Genomic DNA, 13,007 nt, shown 5'->3' on the forward strand with positions numbered 1-13,007 from the left:
CAGGTTCTTTTTTAGCCAAGTTATCAGCCCCCTTAGTCAGCTATCTATTCTCAACATACGCACATAGGCTTATCCAATATGCGTATTTTTCACAATGTTACAGAAGCAGACAGACGGCTTTGGAAAGCTCCGTTAGTATCTCAACTATTCCCATTCTTGTGGGCAGAACCGCACCATGCGGACGTATCATTATCCTGTGAGGATAGGTCGTGGCAAAACGACTTTTCCAACAGTCGCTCTCGGATCACTGCGTGGGTCGCTCGCTTTCTTTTGAAAAGGTCGTGGCGTACAGTCCCCGTGGCTCGCTATCTCACAAACGTATCTGTCTGCTTTATTCAGTTGTCAAAGAGCTGTGGCGAAAGCGTATTGCTTTCATATAAAAGCAGGGGCAGAGCAGGAAAGAGGGGATTGAACAAATCATGCTCTGCGGTTACTGCTTGTTATTCTTCGGTTTCTAACGGAATATCAAAGTCCAAAATCATTTTGATAAGTGCTTCTCTGATAAGTCCCTTTAACTCCATATCTACGACAATATAGACATTGCCGTATTCATCATAGAGTGGACGCAAACAGCACTTTGATATGTACGGGTCATAAAATGCCAGTATCTTTTCAATCGCTTTTTCGTCCCCGTCCATTGCCTGCGAAAGCAAGTAGTAAGACGGCTTTTTAAATGTTTGTTTCATTTTTACTGTTTCTCCTTTAGTAATTTTTTCATAAGTGCCAATGAGTTATGCCGATTTTGGAATACACCGCTTCTGGAAATATTCTGCTTTTTTGCAATTTCTTCGTTGTTCATTTCCAAGAAGTAATACATCAGCAAAGTTTCACGGTTACGCTCGGACAACTGTTTCAAGGCTTCTGCCAATTCATCATCATAGACACGAATATCATTACCGCATACGTTGAAAATCGTATAGTCCGTATCATAGTCGTCCCAGACAGCCAGATTTTCTACAACGATTTCTGGAAGTTCACAAAAGAGTGTTTCTTCCTTTTGTCGTCGTTTTAATTTCTTCTGATAGTCCTTAACAACATGTCGGACAACTTTCTTCAAACAACTTTCAAAACGGCATTGAACTGTTTTCTGGAAGTCAGACGGTTTCATCAATCTCACCCCCTTTCCGTTACGACGTGAAAAGTAGTTATCCCTCTTTCCACACCATATAGGGAACGGCAGGTGTGATTTGTTAAGTTGAAACCGAAAAAATTTAAAAAATTTTTTAGGCATGAAAAAAGCCCGCACAAAACATATAGTTTTATACGAGCTATTAGAGCTATAAAATATTTAGTTTTTAGTAAAATGCTGTTAGGTAGTGTATGATTGTATAGAATTTCGCTTAAAATGTTCCATAATACAATCCCCCTTACAGCACTTGTTTTGTATTACACTTTTGTCTTTTTGGTAATCTTGTAAATATATTCTTCTGGTGTAGGGCGTTTATTTCCAAAATACTTTTTAAAATTTGCCTGCACTTCTGGGTCGTTGCTGTTCATAGCTTCATCAATCGTTGCTTCAATATCTGCCCGAACATCAGCCAATGATACACCGCCAGCTTTTGCACCAGCTTTCAATGCTTTTTTTATGTCACGTTTTTTAAGTCCTAACATGGTATCACTCCTAAAAATAAAATAGTTCCTCAAATTTTTTATCAAGTGCAATACACAAAATAAGTGCAAGTTTAGCAGTAGGATTGAATTGTCCCGTTTCAATGGAACTAATCGTATTCCTAGATACACCAACCATTTCCGCTAAAGCTGATTGCGATAGTTTTTTTTCTGTTCGCACTTTTTTGAGATTGTTTTTTAACACCAGTTTATCATTCATTAAAATAACCCCACACAAAATTTATAAAAGCAGTATGCAGAAAATACTAATAGAATACCGCCACAAAAAAGACTAAATTTCTTTTTCAGTTTGATACCCTCATAAACAAATGCTAAACCTGATGTGCAAGTAAATAGGGATATTATATCTGCTGGGGATTGCACTTTAATCAATTTTATTATCATTATAGTGCAACCTAAAATAATCAATCCCCAAAGTGAAAATGCGTCCCTTTTTGTACGTATTTCTTTCTCTCGTTCATCGCCTAAAAAATTTTCTAGTTTTGCCTTTTCTAAAACTTCCTCTTTATTCATAAAAGCACCTCTCTTTTTGCCAAGTTTTATTTACATTCATAATATATCATAGCCAAGTTTTGTTGTCAATTATTTTGCATAGTTTACTTGTCAAAAATACAGCGTGCAAATCTCATTTAGGAAATGCACGCTATATAATTTATCCTACAATCTTCCAGTTACTATCCTTATGTAGTACAAGCTCATACTGTGATACCTGCGTCGCCTTTGTCTGATTATCAAGAAATTTTACCGCTACCTTGACTTTCACATTGTCCCCGTCCTTTGTAAAGATAGGGTTTACCAATTCAGAATACAGATAGTCCCTGCCGATAGGTTCAAGTACATTATCAGATACATAGTAGGCAAGCTCTTTTTCTGTGGCTGTTGGGTACAGCTTAAAGAATGTTTCCAGAAATGCGGTAGCGTCGTTTACAGTATCAGCGTCTACACTTGCATCTGCTTCTGGTGTCTTAGGCTCATAGTCTGATTTTTCGATTGCTGGTGCAAGGGTAGGGTTCTGAACGATTACCATATCCCCGTCAGCGTCCACATGGACTTTTACGGTATAGGTTGCTTTCACATTGCTTGTCTGTTCTCCCTCTTTTATCTGCTGATCTACTTCGTAGGTGGCAGAAAAAGTGTCCGTTCCCAACTGTTCGATATTCCACACAATCACATCTGTAACCGTGGAACTGGTCGGTATATCGGTTCTAATGGTATCCACATTCAAGTCCTGCAATTCCTTTGTCAGATAACCGTTGATTGCCTGCGTTCTTGCTTCAATCGCTTCTTTGCTGTTATTCCATGTGTAATAGGACTTCGCAAAGTTCTTCACGAAATTTTCTATCCCGTTGGTGTCCTGCAAGCGAAGTTCAATGATTTCTTTTTCATGGGTCGTGTGCTGGTCGATAGCCGTAAAATTCTTATACACCCCGAAGCTCACGCTTGCAATAAGTACCACCCACAACGCAATCACGGCTTTCTTATGTGTGCCTACCTTAACGGTACGCACCTTTTTTTCTTTTGGTTCTTTGATAGTTTCTGTCTGTTTCTTATTCTTCTTAAACATATTTTTCAAGTCCTTTCTATTGTTTTACTCGTCCTGCACCGATTAAGTGCTGTTGCCAGTAACTACTACTTAGGTCTGCATATCCTATCGGGTCGCCTGCATGGTACATCTGATTATTTCCTACATAAATGCCGACGTGGGTTACATACGAACCAGCGTTATAGGTAGAATGGAAAAATACCAAGTCCCCAGCCTTTGCCTGCGAGAGTGGAAGATGTTGGGTTGCGTCATACTGGGCTTGTGCTGTTCTCGGTAAGGAGATACCAGCTTTTCCATAGCACCATTGCACAAGTCCGCTACAATCAAAGGAAGTGTTCGGGTTACTGCCACCATACACATACTTCCAGCCTTGATATTTCAACGCTTCATTCATAATCGCTTGTGCCGTCGCATTATCAAAGTGTGCCACGGTCAGATATTGATTGACTAATTCCACATAGAACATATTTCCATAGCCATACCGCCAGCCCCCATTCTTTGCAACGGCTATCGGGTTGGTGTAGGTTACTTTCTTTCCACCCGATTTTTCACGGGCGAAGTTCTCTGCAAGATTAAAGGTGTGTTTCTTTCCTTTTCCTGCCACATATCCCACATAGCCACCGCCATAGTTATAGGACTGTATCGCTACATTCAAATCGTCGATACCTTGATTTTTGCAGGAAGAAAGCAGGGACGCAAAATACTTACACCCCTGCTTGATTGAGCTTTCCGTATCTAAGGAATTAGGCGGTAAACCAAGACTTTCCGAACTCTGCATAACATCTTCTGCCGTACCGCCACTTTCTACTTGAATGATAGCCAATAGCACATTGACATACTCGGAAATGCCGTATTCTCTGGCGTATTTTTCTACCATAGGCTGATGTTTCAAGACTTCTGCGGATAAGTTCATACCCGTAATGCCAGAAGAAAAATTGCTGTTCTCGTCGTCGCTGTCTGCACTAATCAACACACCAAAGAAAAGCACCAGAGAAAAGAGGACAGGAAACAGACTGCCAATGATAGCGATATGTTTCAGTTTCATTTTTTCTTCTGTCCTTTCTTCATCACAAGGTTAGGAGTTTTCTCTGTTGTCTGCTGGTTCTTTTGGACGGTTTGCGTCTGCTGAACCTTTGTCCTACGGTCTTTTGTGTAATTCTGGCGTGTTTCCTGCGATACCACTTTTTCTACATTCTGTCTATGTACTGTTTGTGTAGGCTGGGTCGCTTTTCTATCAGAAGCACCAGAAGATAACGGACGCTCTTTGATAACATTCGTCTTGACTGGCTCACTTGCTTTCGGAGTTGGAGCTGTGGCAGGGCGTTTGACTTCCTGCATTTTTTCCGCACTCGGCTTTGAAGCTGTGGCTGGTCGCTCATGGGGACGGGTAGCTCCCGTTGTCGCTGATCCGTCAGCCTTTCGCTGTGCCTGCCTTGCTTCTTGTGCCTTTTGAAGCTCCATACGTTTGTCAGCGATATTCTGTCTATGCTGTTCCTGCTTTTCCAAACGTCCCGTCTGTCTGGACTGCTGTTCCTGCACCATGCCACGCTTAAAGTCGGACACGCTGGACTTTGCCTTTTTCTTTGCGGAATACACCGCATAAGCGGTCTGTGTCGGCATATCCTTGATATTCTCTTTGACAGCATTTGCCTTGTCTTTCACTTTATTTTTCGTATCTAAGACAGCACCCACCTTTGAGCCTGCACGCTGTCCCATGCTGGAAGTGGTATTGCCCCGACTGTCTTTTGTAGCTGTGTTCCTTGTCGGTTTTCTGTTTGAAATCGTGCTACCTGCCACCGCACCAGCAACACCGCCAGCAGTAACCGCACCAGCAAGCCGTCTTTCCATACGCCTAGCCCTATGTGCCAAATATAGATATGGTCTGCGGAATATCCTGCGTCCCATACTTTGACTGTCGTTAGCGTTCAAAGAGAACATACTCATTAAGTCGCCCAGCTTCATATAGATACCAGCGAAACATACTATTTGCAAGAAAGCTACCATGAAAAACGGATAGTCCGTGGATATGTTATAAAACATACTGGAAATGCTGAACGCCACCGTTACAATGAGCGTTATTCCTGCCCGTGTCATTATGGTATTAAACACCCTTACGATTGCTTGCTTTGCCATGCTTTCATAACTCGGTATCATGGAAAGTAGAAAACTGATAGGTAAAAACATTGCAAAGATAATAAAAAGTATCTGGCTAAACAACATCATGCCCGTAAGCAAGAATACAAATATCGTTATCCCTAAATTGAAGAACAGTAGGAAGAACACCATACCTAAACGGTTCACGACCTGCGGTATTGTCAGATTGTTGTTGTCGTTGTCCTCGATTTCTGTTTTCACGACTTCCTCTCTGGTTTTCCCGTCCTCGTCCTCTGGGCTTGCCGATACAAGAGCTTCGACACGGTCTGTTCCGATTTCCTCTGCGTTGCTGTTGCCAAATTGCAGAAGTAGCCACGGCTGTTCCACTTGAATAGAAAATAAGCTGTCCCGTATCAAGTCTACGCTGTCCTTGCCCTCGCTGTCAGAGTTTGGGAGCATGATTTTTGTTCCCAAGTCAAGTGAAGCGGTACTGATGTCTGATGAAAACTCATTTATCTTCTTGATGTAATCGGGAGCATAGGCAATAAACGAAGCGGACAGAACGAACACCACAACAAAGTTAATAACAGCGTGAAGTGCTTTACTGGTTTCTCTTTTTATCAGTCCCGTATAGGCAACATAAAGTCCCACCACTAAGATAATGAGAAGCAGGAAACCAACATAGAAGCCAGAGCTGGAAAAACCGTTTGCTGTAACACCTGCAAGGGTCTGTATGCTTTTTCCGATACTGTCTGCCATATCGTTAATAAAATCAAGTTTGTAGGCTTCCTGCACCACATAGCCCGTTGCATTGCTTAAATAAAGGCTTATCGTCCAGACAAAGTTGGTAATGCAGTAAAGCCCGTACTGTACTGATTTTCCGATACCGTCCAGCCAGTTCCACGGAAGCCACGACCAGCTATTATCCACATAAAAATCAAGCTGGTAGTTGGAAAGGGGATATTTTGAATATAGATTTTCTGCGTTTATGGTATCGTCCACAAGCCCCGTCGCATGAGCCACCGTCCCCAAAAGTGAAAGCAGGATAAGGGAGAGTGCCACGACAAACAGAGCCATTTTGAGAAAGTGGAAAATCTTCTTTTTTGTGAACGCACCTTTTATCCTTTCTTTCATCACTCCACCTCATTTCTCTGTACGGGCGGTCTGGTATCAAAGGCGTGTAGCAGTTCTTCAAAGACTGGGTGTATCTGCACCACACCGACACGTCCGTATAAGTCCTGCAATAAGCATTGTCCGTTCTCCAAATCACGCAAGCGTTTCTGGTTATTTTCGTCGTCCTTGTCGATACCGAAAAATTCTAAGGTCTGTTTTATCTCGTTGATGTCGGTACTTCTAAAGGCAAACTTCAAGCCGATATTGTTTTTCAGACTTTCTTTTGAAACATCATAGGCAGACTGGGTAACGAAATAAACGCCTGCCTGCATAGCTCGTCCAGCACGAACCAGCTTATTTGATAAGGTTTCGCCTTGTGCCACATTTAAGAACGCCCACGCTTCGTCCAAATCTACAATCTTAAAAATACTTCTGTCTGAATGGATAAAATCAAGGGCAAAGGTACTAATCACAATCAGCATAGACACCGACAATAATTCAATGGTCGTGTATTCCTCAAAAGTGGTATCTTTATCTGGCAACACAAGGTCTGCTACTTGAATGATATTAAGCTGATTATCCAGACTGATAGCATTTTCCACCGTACCGTCTGAAAACAGCAGGTGTGCAAAGTCGTAGTCTGTGAAGCTGTCGATATGGTCTGCGATATTTCTTGATATGGGCGTATCTTCACGGCGTAGCTCGTCTATCACATGGAGCAAGCCCCGACTGTCGCTCTGGGTAACGGAACGAACCGCTTTTCGTAACACGGGGAATTTTTCGCCGTCCCTAGAAGAAATACCCGTAAGGAATGTTAAGATGTCGATTGCCAGACTTTCAGCGTCTTTTACATTCTTCATAATCACGAATGGGTCAAGAAGTCCTGCATTGTCCTTGTCGCTGGTAAGATTTACGATATTGATTTCATGGGCTATCTCTGGAAGTGTTTCTTTCCAGTTTCCACGCTCACTTTTAGGGTCTAACAGAAGTGCTTGACCGCCAAACAGCACCGCGTAATATACCAGAAGATTGTTACAGAACGATTTCCCACCGCCAAGCGAACCGACAAAAGCAGACGCTAAAGCGTTGGTAACTGTACCTTTTACACCTTGACTGGCAAGGGACGGTTGCAGGTACACATTTCTTCCCGTATCAACAGAATAGCCCATATAGATACCCGTAGTTTCTCCTAACTGCTGTGTCGCACCAAAACCAAGCCCTGCTAGAAAATCTGATTTTACATACTGCACATAGTCATTGATATATCGCTTGCTGGCTGGTAAAAATTCAGAATGAAGCCCCAGCATATCCCCAGCAGGACGCACCAGCTTTACATTGAGGTCGTCGTAAAAGTCCTTGACTTCATCACAACGGCGTTTCAGCTCGTCAAGATCAGGTGCAGACACCCGTATGACGTAGCTTAACTTATACATACTTTCTTTGCTCTGGTCTAAGTCCGTTTCCAGCTCGTCCACGCTGTCTAAAGCGTCCACCACATTTGAGCTGGTTTCACTTCCAGCTTGATAGGCGTGATTATCCAAATCTTTCAATTCCTTTTTCTTGTTGCGGACTGTCGTTAATGCTTTCCGATTTTCCACGATTTCTACATTCATAGAAGTATCAACGGGGAATGTGAATTGCTGTTGCTGGAAATAGAAGATTTCACTGGACGGAAAATCCAGCTCGCCCACAATCGCATTGACGGTAAAGTAGGACACATAGCTTTCCTTGTCCTCATGTTCCAAGCGTAAATATCGCTGGCTTTCCTCAATCACACATCTTGTCGGACGGATAAGGTCGTAGTATTTTATCAGCGTTTCTTTTTTCAATTTTTTCTTTGGTAGCTGGTACTCATAATCTTCATAGGCGATACCGTCCCTGCCGTAAAGATGTTCCATGAGATACCCAAAATCATTGATTTCCAAGCGACGCACCTTAAAGCGACGGGAGATTTTATTTTCCAGTAACTTTTCCATTTTCATGTAACGGTTGATTTCATCATTCGGCATGGAAACAAAATCATTCATCAGCGTATGGTTCACTTCATGGAGAAATTCCGTGAACGTCAGCCACGCCGATTTTTTAATATTCTTCAGATTGAGCTGTTCTTCCGTAACCATGAGCTTAAAGCCAAGAAAAAAGCGGTAGTCCACTTGATTGTCCCCAATCATTGATACTAACGCTTCGGTCTGTTCGTCTATTTTCTGATAGGCAACTTCCTTTAATTTTCCCGTTACCAGCTTCTTTGACTGCTCCTGCATACTTTTAATTGAGCTTTCTGTGGCAATCTGCAACGCATGAATTTTTCCCTCACGGGACTGTGCAATGAGCTGTCTGAAACTGTCATGCACGATAAATTTCTGCTCTGCGGATAAGAAAGAATAGTTGTACGGTATCAGCTCATAATAGGCGAACACCTCATTGTCCTTGTTCCAGACAAGGTTATTGTCAATATATTTTATCGGGAACATAGTTCACACTCCTTACTGCCGTGATTGTTTCATTTAAGGTCTGCTTATGCAGTTTTACGGCTTTTCCTGCATAAGTGATTTTTGGTCGCAGGGCATAGGTTATCTGTGATTTCAAAAAGCTGTACGGCTTCTTTCCGTCAAAGGTTTTCTGCGACATAAACCAAGTGAGAGCAACGGGAATACCGAAATATTTGAGAAATGCTCCCTCAATCATGGAAAGTGGGGGAATATCCCCAAACAGAATGATGATAAATTCTGTAATCACAAACCATGTAATCTGTGTAAAGGTAACGGGAAAGGGTAAGTTAAAATCATTGATTGCATACAAGACTTTTTCCACGTTCCAGATACCCGTATAAGATTTAATCTTTTTCAAGTTCTTTCAGCTCCTTTCGTAAGTTCTTCAAAGAGAAAAGGACAGCCATGTTTCAGACTGTCCCTTAAAAGAGAAATACGCTGTCAGTAGCAACAATGCTTGTCGCTGATCTTCCAGCGTTAATATGGTATCTCGCACATACCTCGGCTTGTTTCAATAAAGCAACCGCCCATATCCAAATCTCGCCCGTAGGCTTCATAGTCAATGTAGTTCTGCAAGCTGGGTGGAATGTCGCCAAGTGCCTGCAATTCGTCTATGTAGTAGTAGGCAACATCTGTCATGGTTTCACAGTCGGGATAATAGTAAATATCGTCCTTATGTTCCACGACTTCTTCCAGCGTCCCATAGTGGCTGATAAATTCGTCCAGACACTCTACGATATAGTCGGGAAGTTCCTCTATCATTTCATACATCTCATTGAGTTCTTCAATGGAAACATACTCGCCAATCGCAATGGGAAAGTTGTCGGTATCATGGATAGCGTATTCCTCATACTGTTCATTCAAGCCGATTTTTTCTTTCACATCTTCCTCGTCAATAGGAAACGTGAACCAAGCACCGACTAAATAGCCCTCATTGTATTTGCCAAGATTAGCAATGTAAACCGCCATATCATCAATCATAAGCACCACCTCATTTCCTACTCTGGCAGTTCAAAGATACCGTGTTCTGTTACTAAAAATTTCCCGTGTTCCTGCAAGTGAGAAGCGTAGGCTTCAAAGTCAAAGTAATATTCTTGACAGTCCTCGGATAAATGTTTGAACGTCGGGTCGTTCATCAGCTTTTGCCTTGCAACATCTATCATGCTTTTGCAGTCGGGATAAACCGTAATCACGTTCCTGCAAAGATAAAGTGTTTCTAAATTGTCATATACGGTCAGAAGTGATACATATTCTTCCTGCATATCACTTGAAAGCTGGCGGTACATAAAATCTAATTCGTTGAGCTGATACACGCTTGTATGTTCGTGAACTTCATCAGCATAAGGCAACACCTTTTCGATAATACAGTAATCCCCACTTTCTGCACCGACACCTAACTTTTCTTCAAACTCGGCAACATCTATCGGCAGGTCGAACCAGTATGATATTGTTTCTTCGTCAGTTGTTCCTCTCGTTTCCACCAGTACCCTTGTTTCCTGCATTGTTCCTCACGTCCTTTCTGTTGGTTCATCACATCTTTTAAGTTCTGGTATGAGATACCAAACACATATTTAGAAAAATCTTCTAACTGTCTTTCTTCATAGTCGGCAGGGTTCAGCCGTTTCATTTCATGCCACACCTTACGCTTGTAAGAGGGCAGGTCGGAAATGTATTCACAGCCGACTTTTGCCTGCATATCCTTAAAAATATCGTTCATTTCATCACTCCAATCTGAAATTTTAGGTAAGAAAAAAGCAGTCAATCCTAAGACTAACTGCTTTGTGTGTATGGATATGAAATTGTAAACTAGATTATCTGTTATAGAGTTGCGGTCATAATATATTCTTCGCTATTTTCATCAACAACAAGAAAACCTGCTTTCTTATACATTTTTACTGCATAATTATTTTTCTGAACAGATAAGGAAATTTTTGAATATCCAAAAGATTTTTCCATTGACAATAACTGTTGCAATAATGAAGTTCCAATCCCTTGTCCTCTATACTTTTGAAAAACAGACATAGCAAGGATGGTGTATCATTGTCAATGTGTCCGTAATCGTTCATTATTCGTACCCAAATAGCACCCACGACATTTCCTTGAACTTCCGCAACTAAAGCCCTATCATCTTTTCGCTTTCCAAATTCAAAAACATATTCTTGTAATTCTGGACAGTTAATTATTGATTTAGGTGGTGGCTCAACACCGTCTGGAATATAAATTGCTTCATACAAAAAGTCATTGAGTAAAACATATTCTTCTTTTTTTATTTCCCGTATGACATAATCCATAGCTTAACTCCAAATCTATTTTATCTTTTTTCATACCCCAATTATACCATTCACATATAAGCATTACAACAAAATTTTAAGCACCGATAATTTTATTGAACAGCTCTAACAGTACATCTTTCACACCGCCAGCATTGAATACCAAGCCGACAGCAATTAAGGCAACTACCAAGAAGCCGATAAGTTTGGAAAACTCACGCTTGAAACCTAAGTAGATACCGATAACCACGATCGACATAAGCACCAAGCTCTGTGCGTTTGATAAAAACCATTGATATAAATTTTGACCGAAATTCATTTAATTGTCCTCGCTTTCTTTTAATTTCATCATTTCACAGTCAGCTTCCTTGCCGACTGATACAATACACATCATGACTACTCCGATACCCATTCCCACAGATACCAGCAATAAGTCTTTCAACAATTCCCACATTCTTTATCACTCCTAACTTTCCACCAAATCTTTTGCAGGGGTCGTCTGCTGTTTGATTATCATTTCATGTTTTTCTGTGAGCTTTGCCTGCTGTTCGATTGTTTCCATGTAGTCTGTACCGTTTCCCTTATCAATCTTTTTCAGCATTTTCAAGGTCGGTGCTACCTGCCTTTGTACCCAACGCAACGTGCGGTCTAAGGTGTAAGGCTCTGGCTTTGTCGTCAGCTTCAAGCTCTGTCTGTTATCGCCGATAAACCAAGCCCAGCGGTCATTGAGTTTCCAGTCATTTTTTCGCTTGTCTGGTTCTTCATCAACAAACCTCACATACTGGTTGATGATAGAAAAGGCGGTCTGCTCTGCGTCATAATAGGTCAGTAAATCTCGTACTGCATAATAGGCACGTTCATTGCGAAGCCGTATCTCAAAACGATTGATAATGTCGGCTTCTTCCAGAGGTGTCCCTAACTTGACGTACTGCTCATAGTCCTTTTCATAGATACAGAAATACACATCTGATTTCAGCGAACCAAGATAAAGGGTTCGTCCCATATATTCTCTGTCGTCCTCTCTGTGCTTGATAAGCTCGCCCGACTGGTAAAACTTATAACTTCTGGACTTTCCGATATATTCCCGTTTCCTGCATTTTTCCGCAAGCTCTGGAATATCCAAAATGCCCGTATGGTCGTTGATAGCAAGGTCGATACGCTTCATCACGCCACCGTCTACGAGTGCGTCCATGAGGAAGTCATACCAGCTTCTTTGCTGTGCCAGCAGGTAACTTTCAAACTGCCTGCAACCACGCCCCTTTAACTCTAAAAGGACACCTTTTTCTTTGTCAGCCGACGTATAGATAAAGATGTCCCCTAAAGAATAATGCTCCGTATAACTGTAATGTCCGTAATCTTCATGGAGCATATAATTGATATTCAATTTTAATATATCTTTGATGATGTGCTGTATATCCAGCGTGGGAAAACGAATTTTCACATAATCAAACAGCATGGTAAGCGGTGCTTCTGGATTGAACCTTGCCAGTTCTTTATGCAGAGTTTCCAGAAGTTCCTTTGACGGCTTCATTTTTCCGCTTTCTATCTTGTTGAGATATTCCCTTGTGATACCAGAAGCCACCGCCAGCCTGCCTTGTGAGATACCGTAAGCAATCCGTTTCTCCCGTAATTTTTTTATCCATTGTTCTTCATTCAGAACCATACCCCCAATCTGTAAAGTGTGAAGTTTTTTTAGGCGACTTCACAGTCGATTTTTGCTAGGAAACCATGCCAGAAGCCTTATGTTTCCTATGTTTTTTGTCTATTGTCTATTTGCAAACGTACCCCTCTGTTAGATACCGAGGGGTTTTACCTGCTGGCGTGGCTTACGCCACACCAGCAACGGCTAGTCCGTGCCGTCGCCTTTCG

The 13,007-nt window shown here is 41.7% G+C and carries 16 protein-coding genes and 1 pseudogene; all 17 read right to left on the minus strand.

The window, feature by feature from the left end; genetic code table 11:
- Window positions 1–440 precede the first annotated feature (440 nt).
- Entirely contained in the window at window positions 441–686 is a 246-nt protein-coding gene (locus tag DXA18_RS14895) for a helix-turn-helix domain-containing protein (RefSeq protein ID WP_117614269.1), read from the minus strand.
- Window positions 687–688: 2 nt separating this feature from the next.
- Complete coding sequence (locus DXA18_RS14900; protein WP_015552791.1) at window positions 689–1,108, minus strand: RNA polymerase sigma factor; 420 nt, start codon at window positions 1,106–1,108, stop codon at window positions 689–691.
- A 278-nt stretch (window positions 1,109–1,386) separates the two neighbouring features.
- Window positions 1,387–1,611: a hypothetical protein gene (locus DXA18_RS14905; RefSeq protein WP_117614268.1), complete on the minus strand. Its 225-nt coding sequence runs from the start codon at window positions 1,609–1,611 to the stop codon at window positions 1,387–1,389.
- Between the two features lie 10 nt (window positions 1,612–1,621).
- Complete coding sequence (locus DXA18_RS14910; protein ID WP_117614267.1) at window positions 1,622–1,828, minus strand: helix-turn-helix transcriptional regulator; 207 nt, start codon at window positions 1,826–1,828, stop codon at window positions 1,622–1,624.
- A complete protein-coding gene (locus DXA18_RS14915) occupies window positions 1,828–2,142 on the minus strand; it encodes a DUF6442 family protein (RefSeq protein WP_117614266.1) in 315 nt (104 codons plus the stop codon). The genes DXA18_RS14910 and DXA18_RS14915 overlap by 1 nt, the downstream gene beginning before the upstream one ends.
- Before the next feature lie 139 nt (window positions 2,143–2,281).
- Window positions 2,282–3,193, minus strand: coding sequence for a conjugal transfer protein (locus DXA18_RS14920; RefSeq protein ID WP_117836047.1), 912 nt, complete (start codon window positions 3,191–3,193; stop codon window positions 2,282–2,284).
- Window positions 3,194–3,209: 16 nt separating this feature from the next.
- Window positions 3,210–4,217 carry a bifunctional lytic transglycosylase/C40 family peptidase gene (locus DXA18_RS14925; protein WP_118384531.1) on the minus strand — a complete coding sequence of 336 codons (1,008 nt, stop codon included), beginning with the start codon at window positions 4,215–4,217 and terminating at the stop codon, window positions 3,210–3,212.
- The gene (locus tag DXA18_RS14930; RefSeq protein WP_118384532.1) at window positions 4,214–6,400 is read right to left on the minus strand and encodes a CD3337/EF1877 family mobilome membrane protein; all 2,187 of its coding nucleotides are present in this window, start codon (window positions 6,398–6,400) and stop codon (window positions 4,214–4,216) included. Before DXA18_RS14930 ends, DXA18_RS14925 begins: the two co-directional genes overlap by 4 nt.
- Window positions 6,400–8,850, minus strand: coding sequence for an ATP-binding protein (locus DXA18_RS14935; RefSeq protein ID WP_118384533.1), 2,451 nt, complete (start codon window positions 8,848–8,850; stop codon window positions 6,400–6,402). Before DXA18_RS14935 ends, DXA18_RS14930 begins: the two co-directional genes overlap by 1 nt.
- Window positions 8,828–9,226 carry a conjugal transfer protein gene (locus DXA18_RS14940; RefSeq protein ID WP_004843362.1) on the minus strand — a complete coding sequence of 133 codons (399 nt, stop codon included), beginning with the start codon at window positions 9,224–9,226 and terminating at the stop codon, window positions 8,828–8,830. The genes DXA18_RS14935 and DXA18_RS14940 overlap by 23 nt, the downstream gene beginning before the upstream one ends.
- Before the next feature lie 119 nt (window positions 9,227–9,345).
- Entirely contained in the window at window positions 9,346–9,849 is a 504-nt protein-coding gene (locus DXA18_RS14945) for an antirestriction protein ArdA (RefSeq protein WP_002323345.1), read from the minus strand.
- Window positions 9,850–9,866: 17 nt separating this feature from the next.
- Complete coding sequence (locus DXA18_RS14950) at window positions 9,867–10,370, minus strand: antirestriction protein ArdA (RefSeq protein WP_118384534.1); 504 nt, start codon at window positions 10,368–10,370, stop codon at window positions 9,867–9,869.
- The gene (locus DXA18_RS14955; RefSeq protein WP_074038079.1) at window positions 10,289–10,585 is read right to left on the minus strand and encodes a conjugal transfer protein; all 297 of its coding nucleotides are present in this window, start codon (window positions 10,583–10,585) and stop codon (window positions 10,289–10,291) included. The genes DXA18_RS14950 and DXA18_RS14955 overlap by 82 nt, the downstream gene beginning before the upstream one ends.
- A 101-nt stretch (window positions 10,586–10,686) precedes the next feature.
- Window positions 10,687–11,159, minus strand: a pseudogene (locus tag DXA18_RS17545) (GNAT family N-acetyltransferase).
- Window positions 11,160–11,235: 76 nt separating this feature from the next.
- Window positions 11,236–11,457, minus strand: coding sequence for a hypothetical protein (locus tag DXA18_RS14965; RefSeq protein WP_003060793.1), 222 nt, complete (start codon window positions 11,455–11,457; stop codon window positions 11,236–11,238).
- Window positions 11,458–11,592 carry a DUF3789 domain-containing protein gene (locus tag DXA18_RS14970; RefSeq protein ID WP_117613852.1) on the minus strand — a complete coding sequence of 45 codons (135 nt, stop codon included), beginning with the start codon at window positions 11,590–11,592 and terminating at the stop codon, window positions 11,458–11,460.
- Between the two features lie 12 nt (window positions 11,593–11,604).
- Window positions 11,605–12,801 carry a MobT family relaxase gene (mobT, locus tag DXA18_RS14975; protein ID WP_117613853.1) on the minus strand — a complete coding sequence of 399 codons (1,197 nt, stop codon included), beginning with the start codon at window positions 12,799–12,801 and terminating at the stop codon, window positions 11,605–11,607.
- Window positions 12,802–13,007: the final 206 nt, after the last annotated feature.

Origin of the sequence: Dorea sp. AM58-8 (genome assembly GCF_003464045.1) — a bacterium.
GTDB classification, from domain to species: Bacteria; Bacillota; Clostridia; order Lachnospirales; family Lachnospiraceae; genus Claveliimonas; species Claveliimonas ammoniilytica.